This is a genomic window from Corynebacterium casei LMG S-19264, assembly GCF_000550785.1.
Taxonomy (GTDB): Bacteria; Actinomycetota; Actinomycetes; order Mycobacteriales; family Mycobacteriaceae; genus Corynebacterium; species Corynebacterium casei.
On the sequence record NZ_CP004350.1, the window covers coordinates 1,490,515 to 1,515,768 of the forward strand.

The window sequence follows — 25,254 nt, forward strand, 5'->3', positions numbered from 1 at the left end:
TGGTTCATTGCACCTACCCACGTGTGATAATGGTTGGCATGCTTCGTTGGACTACTGCAGGGGAATCCCACGGCCAGGCGCTCATTGCGATGCTTGAGCATATGCCGGCCGGTGTACCCGTTGACCGTGATGAAATTTCATTCCAGCTCGCTCGTCGCCGACTCGGCTATGGCCGCGGTGCGCGCATGAAGTTTGAGGCGGATGAGTTGACGCTACTCACCGGTATTCGTCATGGCTATACCTTGGGCAGCCCAATCGCCATCATGATTGGCAACACTGAGTGGCCAAAGTGGACCACCATCATGTCCGCAGAAAAGCTGGACATGGATGATCCAGAAAACGTTAAAGCTATGGAATCGGGTCGCGGTGCACCGCTGACTCGTCCACGTCCAGGTCACGCAGACTTCGCTGGCATGATCAAGTACGGGCACACGGAAGCACGCCCAATCCTGGAGCGTTCTTCTGCCCGTGAGACCGCCGCGCGAGTTGCAGCCGCAACCGTAGCGCGTAGCTTCCTGCGTGAGACTCTTGGCGTGGAGGTCCTATCCCACGTTTTGTCCATCGGTCCATCTGAAACCTATGAGGGCACGGCCCCACACTTTGAAGACATCACCGCGATCGATGAATCCCCAGTGCGCTCCTTTGACAAGGCAGCTGAGGAATCCATGATCTCAGAGATTGAGAAGGCAAAGAAGCAGGGCGATACCCTCGGCGGAATCGTTGAAGTTGTGGTTGATGGCCTGCCTATTGGCCTGGGCTCCCACATCTCTGGTGATGACCGTTTGGATGCACAGTTGGCCTCCGCGTTGATGGGCATTCAGGCCATCAAGGGCGTGGAGATCGGTGATGGCTTTGAAGAAGCACGTCGCCGCGGATCAGAAGCTCATGATGAAATGGTTCGCACCGAAGACGGCGTGGATCGCCTGACCAACCGCGCTGGCGGTTTGGAAGGCGGCATGACCAATGGTCAGCAGCTGCGCGTTCGCGCGGCAATGAAGCCAATTTCCACCGTGCCGCGCGCCCTGAAAACCGTTGACATGGCGACTGGCGAAGCAGCGACTGGTATTCACCAGCGCTCCGATGTCTGTGCTGTGCCGGCAGCAGGTGTTGTGGCCGAAGCAATGGTTGCTTTGGTGCTTGCCCGTTCCGTTCTGGATAAGTTCGGTGGCGACAGCGTTGAAGAAACTAAGCGCAATATTGCTGCCTACCAGGACTACGTTGCACAGCGTATGGAATTTAACCAGGACTAGTGACCATGACCCTTCCTTCTATTCCGCAGCCTACTGCTGCGACTCGCCCGCATGTGGTGCTCGTGGGACCTCCTGGTGCTGGTAAATCCACCATCGGCAGGCGCCTATCGCGTGCTCTGAACGTGGGACTGGTGGATTCTGATCAGCTCATTGAAGCAGCTGAAGGTAAATCCTGCGGTGAAGTTTTCGCAGACCTTGGTGAGCCAAAATTCCGTGATATTGAAGCCCAGCATGTTGCAGAGGCGCTGCAATCTGACGGCGTGGTTTCCCTTGGTGGTGGTGCTGTGTTGACTGAGTCAACGCGCCAGTTGCTAGAAAATCACGTGGTGGTGCTCATTGATGTCTCCGCTGAGGAAGGCGCACGACGTACTGCGCGTGAGTCCACCCGCCCGGTGCTCGCCGCGGATAATCCAGTGGAGCACTACCGGGACCTCATCGAAACACGCAAGCCTTACTACCGTGAGGTAGCCAACTTCCGGGCTCGCACCGATGGCCGTAGCCCCCAACAAGTAGTTGCGGATATCCTGGGCTTCCTCGACACGGTGTGCTGATACAACCCCATTGTTGATTTAAGAAACCACGCCTGCCCAACGCATCATATTTAGAGAAAGGCACAGTCAGTGACTTCCACAACCTCCGGAGCCGCAAGCAATTCAAGGACCACAATCGCAGTCAATGGACCAGCTCCCTATGAGGTAGTCATTGACAAGGGTCTTGACGTCGGCATCGCTAAGCATGCGAAAGCTACCGGCGCTGACAAGGTTATGGTGGTGCACCAGCCAAGCATCGCCGAACCGGCAGCACAGCTCGCTGCGCGCATCAGGGAAGAGGGGTTGGAGGTCTTCGTTGAAGAAGTCCCCGATGCAGAGGGCGGCAAGCAGGTAGCAACACCGATCGCACTGTGGGATCGTTTGGGCGAGGAGAACTTCTCCCGCACCGATGCCATTGTTGGCCTTGGCGGCGGGGCAGTGACTGATATGGCGGGCTTTGTGGCCGCCACTTGGATGCGTGGCATCAAGGTCATTCAGGTTCCCACCACGTTGCTCGCCATGGTTGATGCTGCCGTTGGCGGCAAGACTGGTATTAACACCGCAGCGGGTAAGAACCTGGTGGGCGCGTTCCATGAGCCCTCGGCAGTGTTCATCGACTTGGAGCGACTTCGCACCTTGCCTGCCGATGAAATCGTTGCCGGCTCCGCCGAAATCATCAAGACCGGCTTCATCCATGACCCAGTCATTATTGAGCGCTATGAGCAAGGCCCAGCGGCGTGCGTGGACCCAGACGGGTTCTTGCCAGAGCTCATCGCGCGTTCGGTAGCGGTCAAAGCAGCCGTGGTGGGCGAGGACCTCAAAGAGGCGGGCCTGCGCGAAACCCTGAACTACGGCCATACTTTTGGTCATGCTGTGGAGCTGCGCGAAAACTACCGCTGGCGCCATGGCAAGGCAGTCGCGGTCGGCATGATGTTTATCGCGCAGCTGTCGCACGCGCGTGGCCTAATTGACGCGGAGCTGGTTGCGCGCCATGAGCGAATCTTGGCGAATATTGGTCTGCCCACAACCTATGAGCCAGGCCATTTCGATGAGCTGTACCAAGCCATGACTCGCGATAAGAAAAACCGCCACGGCACCATCCGGTTTGTGGCGTTGACCGGTGTGGGAAGCACCACGCGCCTGGAAGGCCCAAGCATGGATGAACTGCGTGTGGCTTATGACGCGATTTCCACACATTAAGAAGCGAAAGGTTTAAACAAGCATGAAGATTGTTGTAGTCAATGGACCAAACTTGAACCGACTGGGTAAGCGCCAGCCAGAAATCTATGGCACCACCACGCTTGCCGATATTGAGAAGCTGGTGCGCAGCCACGCGGACGCGGCAGGTATCGAGCTAGATTTCGTGCAGTCCAATCACGAGGGCGTGCTGCTCGATACCGTGCATGCTGCTGCCGATGAAGGCGTCGCCGTTATTATCAACCCTGGCGCCTTTACACACACTTCAGTTGCCCTGCGTGATGCGCTGGCGGAAATCGCCGACGGCAAGGGATTTGTGGAAGTTCACATCTCCAATGTGCACGCGCGCGAGGAGTTCCGCCAGCACTCTTTCCTTTCTGACAAGGCCATCGGTGTTGTCGCTGGCCTGGGTGTTTATGGCTACATTGCGGCGCTGGGATATTTCACTCAAGACTTGGCACCAAAGAACGCCTAGGCTGGTAAGCTTGGACAGTATTCGCATCTAGAAACATTTTGGTCACGCCGCTATTTTCCGTACCCCGGAAGGTAGCGGCATGAGAGTAAAGGACATAAGTAGTAAGTATGGGTTTGGCAGATACTCGCTTTAGCAATCGACGCCGCGCACTGGCGGCAACCTTGGCCGCGCAGCGTATCGACGCAATTTTGGTGACTGACTTGACTCACATGCGCTACTTGACTGGCTTTTCTGGCTCGAATGGTGCGTTGTTGCTGCGCAAGGATCTTTCTGCCGTTGTGACCACCGATGGTCGCTATGTCACCCAGATTGCTGAGGAAGTTCCAGACATCAAGGCTGTTATCCAGCGCAATGTCGGCGCAGACTTGCTCGAGAACCTTGAAGGGCCACAGCGCGTTGGTTTCGAGTCTTCTTTTGTCTCCGTTGAGCAGTTTAAGAAGCTCGAGGAAGCTTGCCCCGAAGATGTCACGTTGGTTCCTGTCTCAGGAGTGATTGAAAAGCAGCGTGAGACTAAGGACTCTTTCGAGCTGGAGCAGCTCGAGAATGTTGCGCTGCTGGCAAATAACGCCCTGGAAGACATGTTGGAGGCAGGGGAGCTTGCTATCGGGCGTACCGAGCGCCAGGTTGCAGCTGATTTGGAATACCGCATGCGCAAGGCAGGCTCTGAGCGCGTTAGCTTCGATACCATCGTGGCTTCGGGCCCGAACTCTGCAATGCCACACCACGGTGCCGATGACCGCGTTATCGAATCCGGCGACCTAGTCACCATCGACTTTGGCGCACACCTACGCGGCTTCAACTCCGATATGACGCGTACTTTCGTCATGGGTGAGCTGACCGATTTCGCTGAGGAAATCTACAACGTGGTGCTCAAGTCGCAGCTTGCTGGCGTGGCCGCTGCAACGCCCGGCACCGCGCTGGTTGACGTCGACCGTGCTTGCCGCGAGGTCATTGAAGATGCAGGTTATGGCGAGTGCTTCGTGCACTCCACTGGTCATGGTATTGGTCTGCACGTCCATGAAGGGCCATCTGCAGCATCCACGGGCAAGGGCCACTTGGAAGAAAACATGACCTTGACCATCGAGCCTGGAATCTATATCCCTGGCAAGGGCGGTGTACGCATTGAAGACACGTTGATCATCACTTCCGGCGCACCAAAAGTCATCACCCCATCCTCTAAGGAATTGCGTGTTATCTAGCCGTGGGCTAGATTGCACCTTCTAATTTCTAAAGCGCCCGGCTCGGTCCAGTAACGTGTGGACACGGGGCTGTAGTAGGATGATAGACCGTACTTTTACACGACCCATCACAGGAGAATCTCGTGGCAGATACCAGCGACTTCAAGAACGGGCTTGTTCTTAAAATTGACAACAAGCTCCAGCAGATTATTGAGTTCCAGCACGTAAAGCCGGGCAAGGGCCCAGCTTTCGTTCGCAGCAAGCTCAAGGATGTTGTTTCCGGCAAGACCACGGATAAGACTTGGAGTGCGGGCACCAAGGTTGAGACCGCAACCGTTGATCGTCGTGACATGACCTACCTGTACAACGATGGCACCTCTTATGTCGTCATGGATGACACCAACTACGAGCAGGTTGAACTGTCTGCAGACAAGTTCGGTCCGGCTGCGAAGTTCCTGCAGGAAAATATGCGCGTTCAGGTTTCCTTCCACGAGGGTGACGCACTGTTCGCAGAGCTTCCTATCTCTGTGGAGCTCAAGGTTGAGCACACCGAGCCAGGTCTGCAGGGCGACCGTTCTTCCGGTGGCACCAAGCCAGCAACTTTGGAGACCGGTGCTGAAATCCAGGTTCCATTGTTCATTGAAATCGGAAACGTTTTGAAGATTGATACCCGCACCGGCGAGTACCAGTCCCGCGTGAGCAACTAATCGTGTCTGAAGAAAACACTAACGCCGAGCCTGTGGCACAGGCTGAAGGCAAAGCAACATCGAATCGTGTGCCGAAGTCGCGTCGTCACGGTGCCCGGTACCGTGCGCGTCGTCGCGCTGCCGACATCATGTATGAGGCAGAAAACCGCGATGTGGACCCGGTAGCCATCGTTGAGGATCGCATCAAGCTGGCTCGTGAAAATGAGCATGATGTGGCTCCGATTGCGGAGTACACCAAGGTCCTTGTCACCGGTGTCGCTGAAGAGCTGGACACCATCGACACCACCATTGAGCGTTTCTTGTCCGAGGACTGGGAGTTGCACCGCATTCCTGCCGTCGACCGTGCCATCATGCGCGTCGCCGTCTGGGAGCTGCTATTCAACCCTGAAGAGATCGATCTAGCCACGGCTGTGACCGAAGGTGTTGAACTGGCCAGCGAATACTCGACTGATGCCGCCGCACCGTACATCAACGCTGTCCTCGACGACGTCGCACATTTCCGTTCAGAGGACAACCCGATGAACGCGGACATCAGTGCTGAAGACAGCGAAGATGAAGCCGAATCTGACGTCGACGCGACTGAAGACTCGACTGATGACCAGGCTGCTGATGTAGCTGAGGAAATAGTCGCAGAGGCAGCTCCCGAGGCAGAGAATACTGAGTTGTCTGAGATGTCTGAGAAGCCAGGGGAGAATCAGTAGATTCACTAGTGCCTCGCGCGCGGTATTGACCGCCTAGCCTTAATCCATTAGTGGATTTCGGGCAGGCGGTCTTTGTTTATTAGTAAAGTGGGGAGAATGAGCAAATTCAAAGTCAAAGATGCCCTGAAACTGCGAATCCAGAAGCCGTTCGAATTTGAGGATGATGATCCCACGGCAACCCCAGGGTTTGACGGTGACAAGGATGATTTGAAGAAGCAGGCTGAGCGCTATGATGATGAGCTCAGTGACCTGCAGGAGCTGCTGTTTGCCAATGGCCGCTCGCTGGGCAAGGATGCGTCTTCTATCCTGGTAATTTTGCAGGGAATGGATACCTCTGGCAAGGGTGGCGCGGTTCGCTCGGTATTCTCAATCTTTGATCCGCAGGGCACCACCACGGTTGGATTTGGCAAGCCGACGGAGGAAGAAATGGAGCATGACTTCCTGTGGCGTATCCGCAAACACGATCCGTTGCCAGGCCAGATTGTGGCTTTTGACCGCTCTCATTATGAAGACGTCGTGATCCAGCGGGTACATAGCTGGGTTGATGAGGACGAGATTGATCGGCGCTTTGAAGCGATCCGTGAGTATGAAAAGGAATTAGCAGATCGCAACGTGCGGATCATCAAAGTCTTCTTGCACATCTCCAAGGACTTCCAGGTGGAAAACCTGCTGGAGCGCGTCGAGGATCCGAAGAAGTTCTGGAAGTATGATGACGGTGATGTGACCGAGCGCGCCCATTGGGATGAATATTCCAAGGCTTATGCTGATGCTTTCAACCGCACGGATGAAGACTACGCGCCGTGGTACATCCTGCCATCGGATAATAAGAAGTACGCGCGCATGGCGTTGAAGTTCTTAATCCTCAGCGCGCTGCGGGAGATGGACCTGTCCTGGCCTGAAGCCAAGTTCGATCCAGAGGTAGAGCGCCAAAGGATTCTGGACTCTAAGTAAGAAAAAGCACCCGTCTCACTGACCGCCGTGTAGCGGTAGGAGATGGGTGCTTTTGTATCAGCGAGAAAGTTAGTTCTGCGAGGTTTCGTCCTGGGCGGTTTCGGAGCCAAGCTTCGCCATTTCCTCAGCGGCGGCAACAAGAGCATCCTGGGCAGCCAAGACGCCGTCGACGGCGACCTTGAGGGACTGCGCAAGCTGATCATCATTCATACCGGCCAAGTGCATGAATTCGCGCTCAGTGCGAACAATGAGCTGGTCTTCGTGCTCAGTAATAACTGCGCGGGCACCGAAAGACACAGTGTTGATCTGGCCGGCAGCCAAGAAGAGGCCAGCATCAGCATTGGCAAACGATGCATCGGTGCCAACATCGGCACGCACGATGATGACGGACGGCAGCACTGCGAACATGATGCCCAAGCCATTCAGGTTGGCACTAGCGACAGAATCTGCGCCCTGAGCCTTCTCCAGCGTGATATCAAACTGGGTCATCGCGTTGATGACACGGTCAATATCAACAGGTGGCAAGGTATTTGCGGTATTAGCGTTGTCAGAATTAGTCATGGCTGTGGTCGCCCTCCCAGGTCACGAGTTCAGGGTGCTTTTGTTCGATCCATTCAAAGGAACCCAAGATGGCATCAATGGTCGTCATCACGAAGGCATCAAGCTGGTTGCGCGAAGCCCCAGCGCCGACGTGCAGCTCACGGAAAGCTGACACCGCAAGCTCCTCTGCATTGCTGTCAAAGAAACGCAGCGTTGGTGCAAAGTTGTCTTGGTTCCACTGGTTAGTCAGCATCAGAACCTGCGGACCCTGAGTGGTTGGGAATGCGCCGCGCCACAAGGAGTCAATGACCAAAGTGTTGTCGCGGATCTGCATCGCGATTGCAGCGTTGGAGAATCCGGTGCGCAAGATGGTGCCCTGCTCGCCGTCGGGGGTGTCCACCTCTTCGAGGCGGTAGACCAGCTGCTTGTCGTCAAAGATTTCGGCTACTCGTGCAAGAGTGACGTCCTCGACTGGTGTATCCGGAACGATATTAGGTTCTTCGGAGCTCACTTCATCAGTCCTTATGATTATTGTTGATTATTTTCGCTCTACCCAGCATAACGGCTCAGCACAAATGCGTCCGTTCGGTAGGGGATTTCTATCTTTTGCCCAGGTTGAAAGCCCATGTGCTCAAAAAGGTACCAATTTAGGTTGCCGGTCATACGTGAGCGGTTCTTCTCAGTAGCTCGCAGCCAATAGGAACGCGAGTGCATCAAAGTATGAAGCTGTTCCACGCGAAGCGTCTGATTCCAGTGCTCGTGGTGTTCTTCAGCAATTGTCCAGGGTGAATGCACTTCTGGTGTGAAGTCGGGGCGCAAGATATCACCTGAGTGCATGATGCGGGTTAGCCGCAGCACCCAGGGATCGGAATGGACGTCGATGGTGTTCCACACCAACACCACCGAGCCATCGGCACGTACCACGCGGTCGAGTTCCTGGCATGCAGCCTTGGCGTCGACCCAGTGCCAAGCTTGGGCACAAAAGGCAGCGTCCACGCAAGAATCGGCAAGACTCAAACGCTCAGCCGTTGCCCGCCAGCATTTTATGCCGTGCGCTTGGAGAACACGTACCATATCGGGGGAAGGATCACACGCTAAAACTGTGTCATGCGGCAAACTAAGAGTAAGCTTGCCGGTTCCGGCACCAATATCAACGGCAGTTTTGCCGGGTGCAAGATGCCCAATAAGACGTGGGTACTCGGGGCGAATTTCATCATAAACATCCGCGCCATCGCGAAATGCTTCCGCCGCAGCCGCCTTGTGCGCCATGGTGGCAAAGCGCGGTGCTTGCCGGCGCGACGGCGGGCGGTAGCTGGGATAATGTCCTGGGCTAGGATGGGTTGGTTCGGAAGTCATAAGTAATAAGAACAATACAGATAGTGCGTGAGGTGATGGTCGTGGCTGCTCTTCCACAAGCAAGCGATCCTCGGTGGTTGATAAAGACTCTATTTTCCCGCAAAAAGCTGACTGTGCCTGCCGCTATCTTAATGTCCGTCGGTTTTGTGTGTAACGGTCTCTCCCCGGTCATCGTTGGCAAAGCTATTGACAGGGCGATTGCCATCGGAAGCTTGTCGGCGCTGTGGCTGTGGGTCGCTATTTTGCTGGTGACATTCTGCGTCAACGCTGCCGCGGGCTGGTTCGCGCGCTCGATGTTTACCCGGGCCGCGTTGGAGATCGGCCATGATTTGCGCATGACGGTTACGGATCGTATTCAGCATCCCAAAGGGATGGCTGGCAAGCAGCGCACAGCGGGGGAGATGCTCTCCATTGCATCATCCGATACGCAGCGTGTTTCCGACGCGGTGATGATGACGGTCTTCCCCGTCGCGGAGATTACCTCCATTACTTATGTCGCCATCATGGTGTCCTTGGTCAATGTTCCGCTGGGCATTGGTGTTCTTATCGGTGGCCCGATTGTGGTCATGATTTCACTCAAGTCCGCAACGCCGCTGCGCAAGCGGTCTAGCAGGCGGCAACGGGCGTTGGCGGCGGCCTCAGCTACAGCAACAGATGTGGTTCAGGGTTTGCGTATTCTCAAAGGTTTGGGAGCAGTGGATACGGTGCGCTCGCGCTACCAGTTGGTCTCCGATACGGCTTATAACAAGACCGTGGATGCCAACGGCGCGCAGGCACGGCTAAACGCGGTGACGGAGACGGCTGGTGCTTTCTATGTGATCATCGTCAGCGTCGTGTCGGGTCTCATGGCTATCAATGGCACGATGACGGTGGGTGAGCTCATTACGGTGGTGGGTCTGACGCAGTTCATCATCACGCCGATGACAATGTTGGGCAAGAATATCGCTTCGCGGTGGGCAACCGCGCAGGCATCTGGCCGGCGTATCCAGGAGCTTTTGCTTGCCGATGCCTCCTTTACCGACGATCATCCTTCGCTGCCTGCTCTTCGTCCCGGCATCACCGTGGTGACCTCGACGCCACCGGCAGAGCTGGTGAACTTGCCGCGGGATAAATGCATTGTTGCTCCACACGGCGCGGATATTTTTGAAGGCTCAGTGCTCGATAACGTGCACCCAGATCGTGAACGTGCGTTGTGGGCACTGGAAGTGGCTTCGGCGGAAGATATCCCCGGTGGCCCCGAGCGCGAGGTCGGGGAGAACGGTGGACACCTCTCTGGTGGGCAGCGCCAACGCGTTGCACTGGCGCGCGCGATTGCTGCCGATGCCGACATTCTGATTTTGCAAGACCCCACCACAGCGGTGGACTCGGTTACTGAGCAGACGATTGCAACACGCGTCGCGGCAGCGCGCGCGGATAAACCAACCATCGTGTACACCAATGCGCCCGCCTGGCAGGCCGTGGAAATGGAGGCGAAGTAAGTATGAGCATGCGTTTCCCAACCGCCACGTGGCCAGAAACCCGCAAGGTTTTGGGCCGGCATCTGCGCCAGGTTCCAGGCGCTTTAAGCCAGTTCATTTTCTCTATCGTTTTATTGGGCGTTGGCGCGGTAGCCAATATTTGGATCCCCATCCAGTTGGGCCGCATCGTGGACGTGGTGATTTCTGAGGCCAGCACAAGCCTTGTCCGCATAAGTATTGAGCTGGTCATCGCGGCACTGGTGGCAGCGATCTTCTCCGCCTGGGGCTTCTTCGTCCTGTCGCGGCTAACAGAGCGGGTCATTGCCAATTTGCGTGAAAACATGGTCGGCACCGCCCTCGGCCTGCCCGTGCACCGCGTGGAGGACGCCGGCACAGGCGACCTGGTGTCGCGTTCTACCGATGATGTCGCAGAGCTTTCCGCGGCAGTCACCGAAACAGTGCCGATTTTGGCGAACTCCGGGTTTGCCATCGTCACAACCGCGCTGGCGCTCATTGCCCTGGACTGGCAGTTCCTGCTCGTTGTCGTGGCAGCGCTACCCATCTATGTCATCGCCGCGAGACGCTATCTTCGCGTCGCACCTGGCCGTTATGCTGCGGAACGCGCCTCCATGGCAGACCGTGCGCGACGCGTTCTGGAGGCTATCCGCGGGCGCGCCACTGTGCGTGCCTTCGGCATGGAAAAAGACATGCACAACCGCATCCATGCCGCGTCCTGGGACGTAGTTGAACACGGTTATTCGGCTCGCCGCACCATGTTCGTGCTGCAGCTGTGGATGACATCGGTGGAGTTCGTGCTCCTTACCGTTGGTCTGATCGTCGGCTTCATTACCGTACAGACCGGATCGCTCACTGTGGGTGCAGTCACCGCCGCGATGCTCATGCTTATTCGCCTGCGCGGCCCGCTGATGGGTTTGATGCGCGTTCTCGATACCGTTCAGTCCGGCTATGCTTCCTTGGCTCGTATCGTGGGCGTGGTCATCAACCCGCCGCAGCCCACCAAACCGGCAGGTGCTCCACCGAAGGAAGGACACGTTGAGGTTAGTGAAGTCTCCTTCTCCTATGGCGAGGGCTGGGCAGTAGAAGACGTTTCTGTCACCATCAAACCGGGTGAAACCGTTGCCGTGGTGGGCGCGTCTGGCGCTGGCAAGACTACAGTCGCTGCTTTGCTGGCAGGTCTTCGTGTTCCAGATTCGGGCAGCGTCACCGTCGACGGTGTAGAAGTCACCACGCTATCCGATGCCGAACGCGTTGCTCGCCTCGCTCTAGTCTCACAAGAGGTCCATGTCTTTTCCGGAACTCTGCGTGAAGACTTGAGCTTGGCCAAACCGGACGCGACCGATGAGGAGATGCTCGCAGTACTCAAGCGCGTGCATGCAGACTGGTTTGATCACCTCGTTGACGGGCTCGACACCGTAGTCGGCGCACAAGGCTTGCAGCTTGATCCTGTGGCCGCACAGCAGTTGGCATTGGCCCGCATGTTGCTTCTTGACCCGAAGGTCGTGGTGATGGATGAAGCCACCGCCGAGGCCGGTTCCCAAGGCGCGCAGGCGCTGCAGGATGCGGCTGAAGAACTCACCCGAGGTCGCGCAGCATTGGTGGTGGCTCACCGCCTGGACCAAGCATCACGCGCAGATGAGATCCTGGTCATGGACAATGGTCGCGTCGTGGAGCGAGGAACCCATGAGCAATTGCTAGAATCCGAAGGGCGTTACCGGCATCTTTGGACTGCGTGGCAGCGTGGTAGAGAATAGACCCCAACAGGTAATCCACACAGATAACTGAGAAGAGAATGCGAGGAACGCACGTGCACACAACCAGCTACATCGGGCGTGTTGCACGGAGTTTTATCCCGCAGGGTCTTGGCAAACGCCTCGTTGCCGGCGCAACTGCGGTTCTGATGGGCGCCGCGCTGGTGTCGTGCTCTGAGCTTCCCTCTCAAGGGGAGACCACGTCGCTGTCGGGAGAAGACACCATCACACCAAGCAGCGAAGCAAACGCCGCCTCCGAAACCCGCAACCTTGGTCTGCCAAAGTCGGCACCACTCGTTGGTCCTGAGCCGGGCGAGTCTAAGACCACCAATCTTGCATCGGGTCGCAGCTTTATCCTGCACGTGCCTGAAAACTACGAGCCTGGTAAGAAGTGGCCGGTCGTACTAGCTTTCCACGGATGGAAAGAAACCGCTGGCATGATGCAGCGCTACACGGAGCTCAATGCTGCCGATGCCATCATGGTCTATCCCTCTGGCGTCGAACGCGCCTGGGCGCCTGCGCCTTACGCGAAAACCACGGGCGAAGAAGATACGCAGTTTGCTAGCGATATCGTCGACTCGCTGCGTGCTACCTACGCCGTGGATGATGACCGCATCTTCGCCACTGGCATGTCCAACGGTGGTGGCTTTGCGGCTTATTTGGGTTGTCAGCTTCCGAATATCTTCAAGTCCGTTGCCACTGTCTCCGCGGCTTATTACCAAGCCATCCACGCTTCCTGCAAGGGCGAGCCAGTGGGACGCCTGGACATGCACGGCACCCTTGACCCAGTCGTTGACTACTACGGCGGAACCCGCCACAAGGAACGCTATGTTGCTGTCCAGGAAGTAGCCGCAATGGATGCTCAGCGCAACCTCTGCGAGGGCAATCTGCGCACCGAACGTCTAGCCAATAACGCCTTGCTGGTGCAGTGGGAACAGTGCCAACGCCCCGTTCAGCACATCCGGATTGGCGGCGGTCAGCACGTGTGGCCGGGCGGCACCTATGACAAAGACAGCGAAGTCGGCGACGGCTTTGCCACCGATAAGGTTCTAGACTTCTTTGGCATCCCGGGCCGTCCAGCAGGCATGGAGGAGGCCGCAACCGTTGAAACCGGCACGATGGAAGAAAACGAGCTCAGCGAAAGCTAGAGCCTGCGAAAGCTAGCTCGCATCAACCCGGGTGGCATCTAGTCCAGCCGCCTGCATGCGTGCCCAACAGATGTCAGCAATGGTTTCAAAACCTGCCTTAAACGCGGCGCTGTCTTCCATGGTCGGCTCCGGAATCTGAATCAGCTGCACTTGGCGCGTTCCACCATCGGCAGCATTTAGCTGTGCGACTGCCTGCGCCGTCGTGCCAGAACCGGCAAAGAAGTCCAACACTAGGCCATCTTTGGGCCCACCAATGCCAATGAGGTATTCCACCAGCCGCACCGGCTTGGGAAAATCGAAGATGCCAGCCACTCCCAGCGCAGTTTCGGCGTCGCGGCGACCCGCACGGGTGACCCCAAAGCGCTCGCCGTCGAGAATACTGCGCGGCCGCGCACCAGCTTTTCGATAGTTCTTGGTGTACACAAACCCACGGCGAAACACGAGCTGGTCAAAGTTCTCAGCAACCTTTTCGCGGCTCCAGCGCCAGCGCGCCACCTGCGTCTGACCTTCGGGCTGGTGCGGCCAGTACTGTCTGCCATCGGCATTAGTGATGGCGAAATCCAGCGAAGGCAGGTAGCCCAAGGTCTTTGAGTCCAACCGGACCAGGGAATAGGCGCCGTGCTCATCCCGGAAGTTATATTTCGTGCTGGTATGTCCCTGTGGGTCTAGATTAAACCCCGGCGACTCGGGCGATCTGGCATAAGCCAGCACATACTCATGCTCTGCGACCGCGAAGCGCGAGTCATTTTTACCCGTGCCGCCCTTCTTCCAGATGAACTGGTTGGCGAAATTGGCTTGGCCAAAGAGCTCATCGGCAAGCATGCGAAGATGCGCAGCTTCATCCTCGCCGATGGAGATAAAGATATGGCCCGTCGGCGCCAGCAGGTCCCACGCCAATTGCAGGCGCGGCGCCATCATCGACAGCCATTGCGTATGCCACTGGCCATGGTCTGTGGACTTGTGCTCGCGGCGGTTGCGGTAATTATCGCGGTAAACAAAATCTCGGCCAGTGTTGTACGGCGGGTCAATGTAGATGACATCCACGCTGCCGGGCGCGTGCTCACGCAGGACTTTCAGCACGTCTAGATTGTCACCGGCATACAGCACGTTGCCGGCGGTAGGTGTAACGGTAGCTTGGGCGGGCGAATGAGCCAGGGCGAGCGCTTCTTGCTTGCCCGGCCAGTGAAGCCCGAAGCTTGATGTCACAGAAAGAGTCCTACAATCGTTGCGGAAATCGCGGCAATACCAGTAATGATGACAAACAAATCAGTCCAGGTGTTGCGGAAACGCTTAAGCGCTGGAACTTTGTAGATTGCGTACATCGGCATGATGTAGAGAATCATAGCGATAAATGGACCACCGATGGATTCAATCAGCGACAGAATCGATGGATTGGCGATGGCCGCCACCCACGTGGTGAGGAAGATAAACGCGAACACCAGGTTGGTGATGGTGGCGGAGGATGATCGCTTGGCAAAGCCTGGTGCAATCTTGCCGACGATAAAGCGCGCGCCTTCCGATGCCCCCAGCACGTGGCCGAAGTAAGAAGACACAATGGCCAGGATGGCAACGATCGGCGACAACAGCGCCATGATTGGCACACCAGTGGTGTTCGCAATATAGGACATGACCGGGATGTTTTGCTCGCGAGCTTCCGCTAGGCCGTCGCCGCCGACTGCCAGGGCGCAAGACCAGACGAAGAACATGGTGAAGACGGTGAGCAAGATGGCGGTAATGGCCAAGACCTTGGATGCATTCTCCGTCGAGCGACGGCCCCAGGTGCGCTGCATGGCCAAAGAGAACTGCGAAATCGCTGGAGAGTGGTTAAAGGAAAATACCAGAACCGGCAAAATCATGACGATGGCCCAGATGCCAGCGGTATTCAGTTCTGCGTTATAGAAGCTTTCAAAGTCCCACTGTGGAATCAGGTACAGCGACACCGCTGCAAGGAAGACGATGAGTGGGTAGACAATAATTTGGGTGATGATCAGCATCAGGCGTTGGCTGAACACAAAGACTAAAGTCATGCCGCCGACCAGAATCAGCGATAGCAGCCAGCGTGAGATTTCCGGGCCATTAAGCTGATTGACGATGAAGCTATCCACCGTGTTGGTAATTGAGACACCGTAAATCAACACGATGGGGTAGATGGCAAAGAAGTAGAGCACAGAAATTACTGTGCCGGCGCGCTCACCAAAGTAGTTGGTGACCACTCCTGTGATGTCCGCACCTGCGACTGGCGATGCACACATGATGCGCGATAGCGCCCGGTGCGAGAGATATGTCATGGGCCCGATGAGCACCGTGGCAATCAGCAGCGGCCAGAAACCAAATCCGCCCGCGTTGATGGGCAGGAACAAGATGCCGGCGCCAACAGCGGTACCGAAGAGGGATATCACCCAGTTGGTATTGACAGAAGACGGCTTTTGCTGCTGAGTCGCGGGTTGCGTCATGAGGGTGGGGTGCTCCTTGAAGTTTTCTTCTACGTGCTTCTCAAGATCCAGCAGACTGACTTCATTTTCGACCACGGCAGGTTTGGGGAGCGCCCGCCACAGTGAAGATCCGTCTGATTTTTGGATTAATTTGCAATGAAATTAATTCGTAATATCTGGCCACTGAACGTGATTAGTTGACCCTACCACCGCCAATGGCAGACCTTGGGTATCGATCCACTGCAATCGGGGTTTTACGAGGGTAACTATTGCCACCATCTTGCAAATAGGACGCAGGTCACAAAAAGATTACGGGTGTCTGATTTAGGCAATTTTCAGCAATTTTTGCTCGACTTTTCATGGCGCGATGCCTCTGACGTCTCTATCGTGGGGAAGTGCACGAGACGCCAAGGCATGAAGCTGCTGCGGCAATTAGCTACAGGGCTATTCCTTGGGCGCTAAACGAAACTTGTATTAAGGAGCGTTATTCATGGGTATTTTTGACGATGCAAAGAACAAGGCTGCCGAGGCTGCACAGGACGGCAAGCTTGATGACCACCTAGACAAGGCAGAAGACTTTGCCAAGGACAAGGTCGGCGAAGAGCACCACGACAAGGTAGACGGTGCGCGCGACAAGATTGACGGCGCCCTCGGCTCCAACAACGACGACAACAAAGAAGAAGACCGCTAAGAGCTAAACCAAGCTCTTCCGGCTTCACACCAAAGAGGCTGTGCCCCACTCCATAACCGGAGCGGGGCACAGCCTCTTTTTTCAATCACTAATCCCGGAAGTGGGATTCCGGGGACCACTGATTAGTAATCTTCTGGCTGGTCCTGAATGATTGTGGCTGCCATCGCTAGGCAAACATACCTGTCATCAGCATCGGTGGCGACACCTGCTTTTGTTCCTGCAGGAGCTGGCTCGACTTCAGCGGATGGATCGAATTCCTCGCCCAGTCCATCAAGTGAGGAAATGCCGTAACGGATAACAGTTACAAATAGGTCGTCTACCTGTGCGCCAGCAATTGCGCTCTCATAGTCGTCAACAGATACGTCAATCCATTCGAGTTTCCCCTCCTGCGCCAACTTGATGTGCACTCTTGCTATCTTGTCATACGCTGCTGACCGTTCTGCGCCTGCCTTTTTGATGTTGCTGGCGACGAAGTTTTCAAGTAACTGTCGCTTTCCTTCAGTCGAATTGCCAGGCTTAGGGGTTGGGTTCTTTGGGCTAGATGGGGCAGGCTTGCTGCCGCTGGAGGACAGGGAGAATGCGGACTGTGCGCCTGCGGTTGGAGCGATGGATAGGGCCAGGGCAGCGGCCGTGGCATGGACACGAGGGCAGTAGTGAGTTTTCTCATGATCAATAAGCAAGACGAAAGTAACAGGTTTCGGCCAGGTTGTATTCAGGCAACCCCAAGGTTCCGGACAGGTTAATTTGTATACAAAGAATATTTGTATTGTTTACCTGCGGGAATTGGCCGCGGACGGGAATTCGTGGAGAGAATAATTTAACCTGCTGTTAACCAATCGGGGTAATCCACTGTGTGAGTGAGAGGTGTTCTGATCGGGCGATTCGCATTGTGTCTGCTAATAATCGTGACGGTGCGTCTGTGCAGTACTTGAGTACTACTTACGTAGTTGTTCAAGGTCAAAGGTGTAAATGTTTACGACATAATAGTATTCAGAGTCTGCGCCGACCGCGAGTCCGAAATCGATAATTTCACTGGGAATTCCATCCTTTGTTTTCTCAAGGTGCTCGATGTTGCCATCTAACTCTGACAAATAGTTTCGGCTGTAGCCGACATGACTTTGTCCTTCGTGGCCTATCGCAGCTGCTTGACCTTCGTCGGTTTCATTATCGGGAGCGGTGTGCCAATCTACTTGCCCAGACATTGCTCTCTCCAAGTGCTTGTGTGCAGCTTTGTCAAGCTCTGGTTCATGTAGAACCCCAGAATTTATTTGCAATTCTCTCGATAAGGAATCTAGCCGTTTGAGTCGGTCGAACTTGGATTCTTCAGGCTTTGTTTGCTCGGAGACATGAGCTTGAGCTTCCTGTTCTTGAACGAAGGAGATAACGAAGGGGGCTTTTCCTAGTGCGAATATCGTAATGGTGATGGCCACTGCGGCGATTGCGACCGTGGAAATGATAGCGATAGTAAGGGTCTTCATGAGCTAGAAATTAGCTCTAAACAACTGCGCATGACTAGGAAGCGGGGAGCGATCCCCGTTTTCGAACTCACTGCACTCGAACGGGAAATTCTGGCGTCAAAGCAGACAGTCGACTCATAGTGTTAGCTACGAATCGACTGCGGAATTCTGTCGGACTAACAGGATTTGAACCTGCGACCCCTACACCCCCAGTGTAGTGCGCTACCAAGCTGCGCCATAGTCCGCCATCGGCTCGTTGTGGCCGATGAAGATAGGTTACATCATTGGTATTTGGAACCGAAAAATAGGGCTGGAGTTTGGGAAAATCTTAGCTGACGTCGCCGGTGGAGTAGACCCATTCACGCGGGTGGTCATCGCGAAGCTGCATGCGGCGGAAGCTTGAACGCTCACGCTGAGAGCCTTTAGCGGCGCCCTTGTAGAAGGCTTCAAACTCGACCATGCCGGTGTCATCGAGCGGCGAGCCGGCAGCGGTGTCAATGATATCCAAGCGGTAGAAACGGATGCCGGAATCGGCGGCGAAGGACTCAGCAAGATTGAGCGAACCCGGCCGAGTGTCAGGATCCCAGGTGCCTAGCAAGTAAGCCTCATCGCCGGTGACAAAGGCACTAAAGCGTGAGCGCATGAGTGTTTCCGCCGTGGGGGCGGGCGCGCCGTCATGGTACTTCTTGCAGCACTCGCCAAACGTCAGCCCGGTGCCGCACGGGCAACGGACATCGGCAGGAAGTGGGTTGAGAATATCCATGGAGCTAAAACACATCCACGATGTGCGCGGAAGAAATCAAGGAGACAATCTCCGCGTCCTTGCCCGCTGCAAGAAGGGTGGACTTTTCACTGGCGCTGAGTTGACCCACTAGGTCGACGCGGCGCTCGAAAGTGGCTTCGTGGATGTGGGTTACGGTGACGTTGACATCGTCAAGCTTCATGCCCTTGGCTGCAGCCTTGACCGCTTGTGCCGTGCCTGAAGCCAGTGCTGACATGAGCAACCCCTCCGCCGTGTGGCCCTTGCCGCGGCCACCATCGGCCTTGGAACGGTCCGTGGAAATGGAGCGGTCATTGTTGCGCACCACCACGCCGTAGCGGGTGCCGGTTGCCAGATGCGATACGGCGGCTTCCGGACCGACCGCCTCAGGAGTGTGGTCTGGCTCGATGTACTGCTCAGCCCACGCGCCAATCAGATCGGCGGCGCGCTGCGCGGCACCCTGCTTGGTCACCAAGTGATCAGCCTTGTCCAGTGCCACCAATGACTTGGGGTAGCGGGTAACGCGGAAGATGCTCTGCGCATTGTCAATGCCCACGGTCTGATCAATTGGGGAGTGCACCAGCATCAACGGTTTGCGCATATGGTGCAGGTAATCCTCCGGATTAGTATCCGCGAGGTCCTCCAGGAAGTGGCGAGAGATGGTCAGACGGCGCCCGCCCAGGACAACCTCTACCGAGCCGTGCTTGTCCACTTCGCCAATCTTGTCGGCATAGTGCAGCACCGAGTGCGCGGGATCAAAAGGAGCGCCGATGGTTGCGACAGCATTGACCGAATCAATGGAGCCTGCGGCAGCTAAGGCCGCCGCGCCGCCGAGCGAATGCCCAATGAGCAACTGCGGGGCGTTGTACTCCTGGCCCAACCAGTCCGCGGCCGCCTTGAGGTCAGCGACGTTCTCACTAAACGAGGTCTCGGCAAAGTCCCCCTCGGACTGGCCTAGGCCCGGAAAATCAAAGCGCAAAGCGGCAATGCCAAAATTCGTCAGCTGTTTACAGACACGCGCCGCACCGGGAGTGTGGCGGTGGCCAGCAAAACAGTGCGCAAAGATTGCGTACGCTTTGGGCGGAGAGTCAGGAAAGTCAATGGTGCCGGCGATGTTGATACCGGTCGACGATGGAAACGTGACATTCACGGATTGCATGACACATACAATAACGGGATAGGTGTCTGTGGGGTTAGCTTGGCCTGCTACAGTCAATATAAATCACAAGAACCGCTATAGGGAGATGGAATAACATTCATGGGAGCATTAGACTGGTTTTGGAAGGCGATGGGATCATCGTCCGAGCGCAACGATAAGAAATCCAAGTCTATTGCGACTGGCGCAGGCGAGCTGGTCGCAGAACTTAGCGCGCTCAATGATGCCGACCTAGCCGCCCGCGCCCGGTCCTGCGCCGCAGGTGGGGAACTTAAAGACAAGTCCACGTTCCTCGCATGCTTAGCGGTTGCGGCAGAGCGCAAGCTGGGCTTAGCACCGTTTCATGTCCAATCCCAGGCGGTACTTCGACTGCTGGAAGGCGATGTTATTCAAATGGCCACCGGCGAAGGCAAGACGCTGGTGGGCGCAATGGCCGCCACCGGTTTCGCGCTAACGGGCAAGCGCGTGCACGTGGTTACAGTGAATAATTATCTCGCCCAGCGTGACGCCGAGTGGATGCGCCCGCTGGTTGAAACCTTTGGGCTTAGCGTTGCCAGCGTGACGGAGAAACTCAGCGCTGATAAGCGACGCGAGGCATATCGCAGCGACATTATCTACGCGCCGGTCAATGAGCTGGGCTTCGACGTCTTGCGCGATAACCAGATCATCTCCCGCGAGCAGACCGTGCAGGCACCAGCCGACGTGGCACTGGTTGACGAGGCAGACTCAGTGCTTGTCGATGAAGCCCTGGTGCCGCTCGTGCTGGCTGGTTCCCGCAAGGGTGACGCGCCCACGGGGCACATCACGAATGTGGTCTCGCGCCTGCGCGAGGAGCTTGATTACACCATTAGCCAGGACGGACGCACGGTAACACTGACCGATGCCGGCGCGCATCGGGTAGAACATGAACTCGGTATTGATTCGCTGTATTCCGAGGACAACATTGGCACCGTGCTGGTCAAGGTCAACCTGGCGTTGCACGCCAAGGCGCTGTTGATTCGCGATATCCACTACATCGTTAACGAAGGCGAGCTGCAGCTTATCGATGCTTCCAAGGGCCGCGTTGCAGATTTACAGCGCTGGCCAGACGGATTGCAAGCAGCCGTAGAAGCCAAAGAAGGCCTGGAAGTATCCGAGGGCGGGCGCATCCTGGACACCATTACCCTGCAGGAGCTGATGCGCCGCTACCCAACGGTGTGCGGCATGACCGGCACCGCGGTTGAGGCAACTGACCAGTTGCGTCAGTTCTACGACCTGCATGTTTCGGTGATTGACCGGAATAACCCGCTCCAGCGCTTTGATGAACAAGACCGCGTCTACGCCACCATGGCGGAGAAGAATAAAGCGATTGTTGCCGAAATTCAGGCCCTGAACGCCACCGGACAGCCGGTGTTGGTGGGCACACAAGACGTGGCGGAATCAGAAGACCTGGCCGAAGCTCTTGCCGAGCTGGGCATTGAGGTCAACGTGCTCAACGCGAAGAATGACGAAGAAGAAGCGCGGATCATTGCCGAGGCTGGCGATGAGGGGCGAGTGACCGTCTCCACCCAGATGGCCGGCCGCGGTACCGACATCAAACTCGGCGGTGCGGATGAATCTGACCGCGCAGCAGTCGTGGAACGCGGCGGGTTGGCGGTGCTGGGTACCTCGCGGCATCGCACCGCGCGCCTAGACAACCAGCTGCGCGGGCGTTCAGGACGCCAGGGAGACCCAGGGCTGTCACTGTTTTTCGTTTCACTGGAAGACGACCTCGTGGTCCAAGGTGGGGAAGATGACTCGCTGGTGTTTAACCCCGGTGAAGACGGGCGCATCGAATCTAAGCGCGTCAATGCCTTTGTTGCCCACTGCCAGCGCGTGACTGAAGGCCAGCTGCTGGAAATCCATGCCCAGACCTGGAAATACAATCAGTTGTTGGCAGATCAGCGAATAATCATCGACAAGCGTCGTGCGAACCTCCTGGACACCGACCCAGCCTGGAAGGAACTTGCCCAGCGCGCCCCGCAGCGTGCCGCAGAGCTTGCCGATGTCCCCGAGGCCGCCAAAGTGGCCGCCGCGCGCGAAATCATGCTCTTCCATCTGGACCTGTCATGGGCTGATCACCTCGAGCTGATGGACGATGTGCGGGAATCCATTCACCTCCGCGCGATTGCGCGAGAGACCCCCATCGACGAATATCACCGGATTGCCGTAAGGGAATTTAAAGAGCTGGCGCAGCGCGCAGTCGATGACTCCGTCGAGACATTTAACACAGTCCAAATCAACGAAAACGGTGCTCATCTGGATGATTCCGGGCTTGCGCGACCATCTGCAACATGGACTTATATGGTGTCCGATAACCCTCTGGCTGGGTCTGGCAACTCGGTTATTGGAGGGATTGGTAATCTATTTAGGTAAGTGAAATCTCACGCGACTGCCCGCAGACCGTGAGAAAGTCGCTATTATGAAATCAGTAAATCAATATCCACGACTTTGCCCAATACTTCGGAGGTAAACATTATGGCCGAGAACACTGGCACTCCAGAGCCGCAGGTTGAAACCACTTCGGTTTTCCGCGCGGACCTGCTCAAAGAAATGGAGAACTCTGCTGCATCGAGCACTGAGACCTCCACCGCGGGCGCAGACAACCTGCCTGACGGCCAGGCCCTCCTCGTTGTTAAGCGTGGACCAAATGCGGGTGCACGTTTCTTGCTTGACCAGCCAACCACCACCGCTGGCCGCCACCCTGAGGCAGACATTTTCCTTGATGATGTCACCGTGTCTCGCCGTCACGCGGAGTTCCGCATCGATGGTGAGAAGTTCGAGGTAGTAGACGTGGGATCCCTCAACGGCACCTACGTAAACCGCGAGCCACGCAACTCCCAGGTCTTGGAAGTCGGCGATGAGATTCAGATCGGTAAATTCCGACTAGTCTTCATTGCTAATAAGAAGTAGGATTCTAGTTCTTGAACAAAACAGTCTCTTTTTGTGAGAGACTGTTTCTTAGTAAATGACACAACTGTGGTTTACAGCTAAACGGGCTTGAGCTTCGGCTTTGGACCGGATGGCTGGTATTCCAAGCGATACCTATGAAATTCGTTGGCAATGCAATTTGCTGGCGAGTTCTGGAGAGAACAACAACATCGTGAGTGCAGCGAAGCAACAGGCAGCGGCAGTAAGCCCCGCACCGAAGAAAAAGACCATGTCCATTGGCGTGGTTTTGGAGAACCTGCAGCAGCAGTTTCCCGATGTCACTGTGTCCAAGATCCGCTTTTTGGAGTCCGAGAAGCTGATCACGCCTTCGCGTACTGCCTCTGGTTACCGTCGTTTCACCGAAGACGATGTGGAGCGTTTGCGCTACATTTTGACCCAGCAGCGTGACAACTACACGCCGCTAAAAGTCATCCGTGAGCAGCTAGACGCCATGGATTCCGGCCAGGTCACCGCGATTGTTGGTGCGGGCCAGACCTCCACGTTGGTCTCTGCAGACAAGTTCCGCGCACCAGTTGTTACCCGTTTGACGGGGGAGGACGTGGCAGAGCAGGCCGGCAGCACTGAGAAGTCTGTGATGGCTTTGGTCAAGGTTGGTCTGATTAGCCCAGATTCTTCCGGGTTCTTCACCGCTGATGATGTCTCTGTAGTCTCCGCGGCGGAAGCACTGAAGGCCTTTGGCTTTGATGAGCGTCGCCTGAAGTCCCTGCGCAATAATGCGCGCCGCCAGGCTGACCTGATTGCTCAGGTGGCAACACCAGTTGCAACCTCCAAGTCAGACACCGCGCGCCAGCAAGCAGAGGAGCTGTCTTCCCAGATGGCAGCATTGGTTGTCTCCTTGCACGCAACCTTGGTCAAGACTGACCTGCGCAACGAGTTCTAGGCGCGCAATTTAATTAATTCCACCCTCATCATCCTGCGCTAGCCATGCCCAGGGGTTAGGGTGGTTTCATACTTTAAGGGAAGGCTGTACAAGATAGCGATGACCATGAAATCGGTGGAGTTAGAATTCCTCGGCGTACACATGATGGAGCCGGAAGACTTCCTGTGTGCACTTCTGGCACACCCTGATTCGCACAAGATTGTGCCGGTATGGATGTCTCTTTCCGATGGTGCACGCTTAAGCTCCCGCGCAGACGGCTACAATCCTTCCCGCCCAGATACTCATGACTTGTTGCTTGAGTTGCTTGAGGCACAGGGCGGGGTCACAAGCATTGTTGTCAACAATGTCCATGAGGGCGCTTTCTATGTTGAGGTCACCACCGGCGCGGAGAAGAACCTGGATGCCCGCGTCTCGGATGCGCTGGTGCTGTCGATGCACTTCAATGTGCCGCTAACTATCGATGAAGAATTGCTGGGCAAGGTTGGTCTCTACGTGACCGAGGATGACCTGGACCAGTACTTCCACATTGATTATGAAGCGACCTCGTTTGTTCCTGGTGAAAGCTCGCGTCCTGATGATGAGGACTCCGAGTCCACTTCTGCCTCCGGCGACGCGCAGGCCGATGCAGACTTTAGCGAGCTGATGAAGTCCATGGGCTTGAGCGAGGACGAGCTGCGCCTTGATGCTGATGTGGACGATTCGGCTGACGACGAAGCAGCCGATGATGGGCAGACAAGCATTGATGATTTCCTGGATGCAGAGGACGAGGATGACTCCGACGGCAGTGAAAACCAGCGCTAAGCACGGCATTTACACCTGTCGGGGGTAGGTATGGGGGTGTTATGGAAAATAATTACCCTGAAAGAATGACACGCTTGTGACTAATGGTGAATTCGAGATCTGCTCGGGTTAAGGTTGAAGTAGAGATTGAGACTTTGCAGAAACTGCGAAGCGTGCGGGGTTGACGTATGTCAATCCATGGCAAATAATGAACCTATAGCCTTTGAGCTAAACACCATTGGAGTAGTTACGTGTCTAAGAACGAAGATGCCCTCATCACGGGCGACAACACCCACATCGAACAGGCTGCACGAGAAGCAACCGAGCAGGCTACCCAGCCTTACCAAGAGTCCCTCTTCGACGTGGGGCCTGATGAGCAGGTCGGTTACCGCGTGCCAATCGCATGCCAGGTAGCAGGTATTACTTACCGTCAGCTGGACTACTGGGCACGCACTGGCCTGGTTAACCCATCCATCCGCACCGCGCGTGGTTCTGGTTCCCAGCGCCTGTACTCCTTCAAGGACGTCCTTGTTCTGAAGATTGTGAAGCGTCTTCTGGACACCGGCATCTCCCTGCAGAACATTCGTCTGGCCGTCGACTCCCTGCGCGACCTGGGTGTTAACGACATTGCGGAGCTGACCTTGGTTTCCGATGGCACCACGGTGTACGAGTGCCGCTCCAATGATGAAGTTATTGACCTTCTGGCCGGCGGCCAGGGTGTGTTCGGCATCGCAGTTCCAGGCATCATGAAGGAATTGTCGGGCACCATTTCTTCCTTCCCATCAGAGCGCGTTGACTTTGATGAGGGCGAGGCAACCGTCGTCGGTATTGATGAACTGGCGCAGCTGCGTCAGCGCAAGACTTCTTAA

The 25,254-nt window shown here is 56.1% G+C and carries 26 protein-coding genes and 1 tRNA gene; 17 read left to right on the forward strand and 10 right to left on the reverse strand.

What is annotated here, in order from left to right:
• The first annotated feature begins 29 nt into the window (after positions 1-29).
• The 8 genes from aroC (at position 30) to CCASEI_RS06910 (ending at position 6,989) form a co-directional block, all read left to right on the forward strand.
• On the forward strand, positions 30-1,250 hold the full coding sequence (aroC, locus tag CCASEI_RS06875) for a chorismate synthase (RefSeq protein ID WP_181443307.1): 1,221 nt from the start codon (positions 30-32) through the stop codon (positions 1,248-1,250).
• Positions 1,251-1,255: 5 nt separating this feature from the next.
• Positions 1,256-1,801, forward strand: coding sequence for a shikimate kinase (locus tag CCASEI_RS06880; RefSeq protein WP_035095922.1), 546 nt, complete (start codon positions 1,256-1,258; stop codon positions 1,799-1,801).
• 69 nt (positions 1,802-1,870) lie between these two features.
• A complete protein-coding gene (aroB, locus tag CCASEI_RS06885) occupies positions 1,871-2,980 on the forward strand; it encodes a 3-dehydroquinate synthase (RefSeq protein ID WP_006823628.1) in 1,110 nt (369 codons plus the stop codon).
• A gap of 22 nt (positions 2,981-3,002) precedes the next feature.
• Complete coding sequence (aroQ, locus tag CCASEI_RS06890; RefSeq protein WP_006823629.1) at positions 3,003-3,452, forward strand: type II 3-dehydroquinate dehydratase; 450 nt, start codon at positions 3,003-3,005, stop codon at positions 3,450-3,452.
• A gap of 107 nt (positions 3,453-3,559) precedes the next feature.
• A complete protein-coding gene (locus tag CCASEI_RS06895) occupies positions 3,560-4,651 on the forward strand; it encodes a M24 family metallopeptidase (protein WP_006823630.1) in 1,092 nt (363 codons plus the stop codon).
• A 122-nt stretch (positions 4,652-4,773) separates the two neighbouring features.
• On the forward strand, positions 4,774-5,337 hold the full coding sequence (gene efp, locus CCASEI_RS06900) for an elongation factor P (RefSeq protein WP_006823631.1): 564 nt from the start codon (positions 4,774-4,776) through the stop codon (positions 5,335-5,337).
• Between the two features lie 68 nt (positions 5,338-5,405).
• Entirely contained in the window at positions 5,406-6,038 is a 633-nt protein-coding gene (nusB, locus tag CCASEI_RS06905; RefSeq protein ID WP_035095924.1) for a transcription antitermination factor NusB, read from the forward strand.
• 96 nt (positions 6,039-6,134) lie between these two features.
• A complete protein-coding gene (locus CCASEI_RS06910; protein ID WP_006823633.1) occupies positions 6,135-6,989 on the forward strand; it encodes a PPK2 family polyphosphate kinase in 855 nt (284 codons plus the stop codon).
• Positions 6,990-7,058: 69 nt separating this feature from the next.
• Here the strand turns inward: CCASEI_RS06910 and CCASEI_RS06915 are convergent, their stop codons facing one another.
• From CCASEI_RS06915 to CCASEI_RS06925, 3 genes are read right to left on the reverse strand one after another with little or no spacing between them, the layout of a single operon-like run.
• Positions 7,059-7,550, reverse strand: coding sequence for a hypothetical protein (locus tag CCASEI_RS06915; RefSeq protein WP_006823634.1), 492 nt, complete (start codon positions 7,548-7,550; stop codon positions 7,059-7,061).
• Positions 7,543-8,040 (reverse strand): YbjN domain-containing protein, encoded by a 498-nt coding sequence (locus CCASEI_RS06920; RefSeq protein WP_006823635.1) that lies wholly within the window; start codon positions 8,038-8,040, stop codon positions 7,543-7,545. The genes CCASEI_RS06915 and CCASEI_RS06920 overlap by 8 nt, the downstream gene beginning before the upstream one ends.
• A 38-nt stretch (positions 8,041-8,078) precedes the next feature.
• Positions 8,079-8,885, reverse strand: a complete 807-nt coding sequence (locus tag CCASEI_RS06925) for a class I SAM-dependent methyltransferase (protein ID WP_006823636.1) — start codon at positions 8,883-8,885, stop codon at positions 8,079-8,081.
• Positions 8,886-8,920: 35 nt separating this feature from the next.
• Between CCASEI_RS06925 and CCASEI_RS06930 the strand changes: the two genes are divergently transcribed.
• From CCASEI_RS06930 to CCASEI_RS06940, 3 genes are read left to right on the forward strand one after another with little or no spacing between them, the layout of a single operon-like run.
• On the forward strand, positions 8,921-10,363 hold the full coding sequence (locus tag CCASEI_RS06930; protein ID WP_050808144.1) for an ABC transporter transmembrane domain-containing protein: 1,443 nt from the start codon (positions 8,921-8,923) through the stop codon (positions 10,361-10,363).
• A gap of 2 nt (positions 10,364-10,365) precedes the next feature.
• On the forward strand, positions 10,366-12,114 hold the full coding sequence (locus CCASEI_RS06935; protein ID WP_006823638.1) for an ABC transporter ATP-binding protein: 1,749 nt from the start codon (positions 10,366-10,368) through the stop codon (positions 12,112-12,114).
• 53 nt (positions 12,115-12,167) lie between these two features.
• A complete protein-coding gene (locus tag CCASEI_RS06940; RefSeq protein WP_025387521.1) occupies positions 12,168-13,259 on the forward strand; it encodes an alpha/beta hydrolase family esterase in 1,092 nt (363 codons plus the stop codon).
• A gap of 12 nt (positions 13,260-13,271) precedes the next feature.
• Here CCASEI_RS06940 and CCASEI_RS06945 read toward each other — a convergent pair whose 3' ends face one another.
• Positions 13,272-14,465 carry a site-specific DNA-methyltransferase gene (locus tag CCASEI_RS06945; RefSeq protein ID WP_025387522.1) on the reverse strand — a complete coding sequence of 398 codons (1,194 nt, stop codon included), beginning with the start codon at positions 14,463-14,465 and terminating at the stop codon, positions 13,272-13,274.
• The gene (locus CCASEI_RS06950; protein ID WP_038575040.1) at positions 14,462-15,712 is read right to left on the reverse strand and encodes an SLC5/6 family protein; all 1,251 of its coding nucleotides are present in this window, start codon (positions 15,710-15,712) and stop codon (positions 14,462-14,464) included. Before CCASEI_RS06950 ends, CCASEI_RS06945 begins: the two co-directional genes overlap by 4 nt.
• Positions 15,713-16,181: 469 nt before the next feature.
• Between CCASEI_RS06950 and CCASEI_RS06955 the strand changes: the two genes are divergently transcribed.
• Positions 16,182-16,382, forward strand: a complete 201-nt coding sequence (locus CCASEI_RS06955) for an Rv0909 family putative TA system antitoxin (RefSeq protein WP_006823642.1) — start codon at positions 16,182-16,184, stop codon at positions 16,380-16,382.
• A gap of 122 nt (positions 16,383-16,504) precedes the next feature.
• Here CCASEI_RS06955 and CCASEI_RS06960 read toward each other — a convergent pair whose 3' ends face one another.
• The 5 genes from CCASEI_RS06960 to CCASEI_RS06980 all read right to left on the reverse strand — a co-directional run bounded on the left by CCASEI_RS06960 (position 16,505) and on the right by CCASEI_RS06980 (position 19,758).
• Complete coding sequence (locus tag CCASEI_RS06960; protein ID WP_025387524.1) at positions 16,505-17,062, reverse strand: hypothetical protein; 558 nt, start codon at positions 17,060-17,062, stop codon at positions 16,505-16,507.
• A 255-nt stretch (positions 17,063-17,317) separates the two neighbouring features.
• Positions 17,318-17,860, reverse strand: coding sequence for a hypothetical protein (locus tag CCASEI_RS06965; RefSeq protein ID WP_006823644.1), 543 nt, complete (start codon positions 17,858-17,860; stop codon positions 17,318-17,320).
• A gap of 150 nt (positions 17,861-18,010) precedes the next feature.
• Positions 18,011-18,084: transfer RNA gene (locus CCASEI_RS06970), tRNA-Pro, on the reverse strand.
• Between the two features lie 83 nt (positions 18,085-18,167).
• Positions 18,168-18,602: a YchJ family protein gene (locus CCASEI_RS06975; protein ID WP_006823645.1), complete on the reverse strand. Its 435-nt coding sequence runs from the start codon at positions 18,600-18,602 to the stop codon at positions 18,168-18,170.
• Positions 18,603-18,606: 4 nt separating this feature from the next.
• Entirely contained in the window at positions 18,607-19,758 is a 1,152-nt protein-coding gene (locus CCASEI_RS06980) for a bifunctional alpha/beta hydrolase/OsmC family protein (protein ID WP_006823646.1), read from the reverse strand.
• Between the two features lie 99 nt (positions 19,759-19,857).
• Here CCASEI_RS06980 and secA2 point away from each other — a divergent pair, with 99 nt between their 5' ends.
• From secA2 to CCASEI_RS07005, 5 genes are all read left to right on the forward strand, one after another.
• A complete protein-coding gene (secA2, locus tag CCASEI_RS06985) occupies positions 19,858-22,149 on the forward strand; it encodes an accessory Sec system translocase SecA2 (RefSeq protein WP_025387525.1) in 2,292 nt (763 codons plus the stop codon).
• A 102-nt stretch (positions 22,150-22,251) separates the two neighbouring features.
• On the forward strand, positions 22,252-22,686 hold the full coding sequence (odhI, locus tag CCASEI_RS06990; protein ID WP_006823648.1) for an oxoglutarate dehydrogenase inhibitor Odhl: 435 nt from the start codon (positions 22,252-22,254) through the stop codon (positions 22,684-22,686).
• A 247-nt stretch (positions 22,687-22,933) separates the two neighbouring features.
• Positions 22,934-23,605, forward strand: a complete 672-nt coding sequence (gene ftsR, locus CCASEI_RS06995) for a transcriptional regulator FtsR (RefSeq protein ID WP_169731193.1) — start codon at positions 22,934-22,936, stop codon at positions 23,603-23,605.
• Between the two features lie 99 nt (positions 23,606-23,704).
• Entirely contained in the window at positions 23,705-24,406 is a 702-nt protein-coding gene (locus CCASEI_RS07000) for a bifunctional nuclease family protein (protein ID WP_225868447.1), read from the forward strand.
• Positions 24,407-24,681: 275 nt separating this feature from the next.
• Positions 24,682-25,254 carry a MerR family transcriptional regulator gene (locus tag CCASEI_RS07005; RefSeq protein WP_038575042.1) on the forward strand — a complete coding sequence of 191 codons (573 nt, stop codon included), beginning with the start codon at positions 24,682-24,684 and terminating at the stop codon, positions 25,252-25,254.

What these genes read in the sequence shown, in the direction of transcription:
- aroC (WP_181443307.1), top strand. Translation starts at nt 30, where the DNA reads ATGGTTGGCATGCTTCGTTGGACTACTGCAGGGGAATCCCACGGCCAG.
- CCASEI_RS06880 (WP_035095922.1), top strand. Translation starts at nt 1,256, where the DNA reads ATGACCCTTCCTTCTATTCCGCAGCCTACTGCTGCGACTCGCCCGCAT.
- aroQ (WP_006823629.1), top strand. Translation starts at nt 3,003, where the DNA reads ATGAAGATTGTTGTAGTCAATGGACCAAACTTGAACCGACTGGGTAAG.
- CCASEI_RS06895 (WP_006823630.1), top strand. Translation starts at nt 3,560, where the DNA reads ATGGGTTTGGCAGATACTCGCTTTAGCAATCGACGCCGCGCACTGGCG.
- CCASEI_RS06910 (WP_006823633.1), top strand. Translation starts at nt 6,135, where the DNA reads ATGAGCAAATTCAAAGTCAAAGATGCCCTGAAACTGCGAATCCAGAAG.
- CCASEI_RS06915 (WP_006823634.1), bottom strand. Translation starts at nt 7,550, where the DNA reads ATGACTAATTCTGACAACGCTAATACCGCAAATACCTTGCCACCTGTT.
- CCASEI_RS06925 (WP_006823636.1), bottom strand. Translation starts at nt 8,885, where the DNA reads ATGACTTCCGAACCAACCCATCCTAGCCCAGGACATTATCCCAGCTAC.
- CCASEI_RS06930 (WP_050808144.1), top strand. Translation starts at nt 8,921, where the DNA reads ATGGTCGTGGCTGCTCTTCCACAAGCAAGCGATCCTCGGTGGTTGATA.
- CCASEI_RS06935 (WP_006823638.1), top strand. Translation starts at nt 10,366, where the DNA reads ATGAGCATGCGTTTCCCAACCGCCACGTGGCCAGAAACCCGCAAGGTT.
- CCASEI_RS06950 (WP_038575040.1), bottom strand. Translation starts at nt 15,712, where the DNA reads ATGACGCAACCCGCGACTCAGCAGCAAAAGCCGTCTTCTGTCAATACC.
- CCASEI_RS06955 (WP_006823642.1), top strand. Translation starts at nt 16,182, where the DNA reads ATGGGTATTTTTGACGATGCAAAGAACAAGGCTGCCGAGGCTGCACAG.
- CCASEI_RS06965 (WP_006823644.1), bottom strand. Translation starts at nt 17,860, where the DNA reads ATGAAGACCCTTACTATCGCTATCATTTCCACGGTCGCAATCGCCGCA.
- CCASEI_RS06975 (WP_006823645.1), bottom strand. Translation starts at nt 18,602, where the DNA reads ATGGATATTCTCAACCCACTTCCTGCCGATGTCCGTTGCCCGTGCGGC.
- CCASEI_RS06980 (WP_006823646.1), bottom strand. Translation starts at nt 19,758, where the DNA reads ATGCAATCCGTGAATGTCACGTTTCCATCGTCGACCGGTATCAACATC.
- secA2 (WP_025387525.1), top strand. Translation starts at nt 19,858, where the DNA reads ATGGGAGCATTAGACTGGTTTTGGAAGGCGATGGGATCATCGTCCGAG.
- odhI (WP_006823648.1), top strand. Translation starts at nt 22,252, where the DNA reads ATGGCCGAGAACACTGGCACTCCAGAGCCGCAGGTTGAAACCACTTCG.
- ftsR (WP_169731193.1), top strand. Translation starts at nt 22,934, where the DNA reads ATGTCCATTGGCGTGGTTTTGGAGAACCTGCAGCAGCAGTTTCCCGAT.
- CCASEI_RS07000 (WP_225868447.1), top strand. Translation starts at nt 23,705, where the DNA reads ATGACCATGAAATCGGTGGAGTTAGAATTCCTCGGCGTACACATGATG.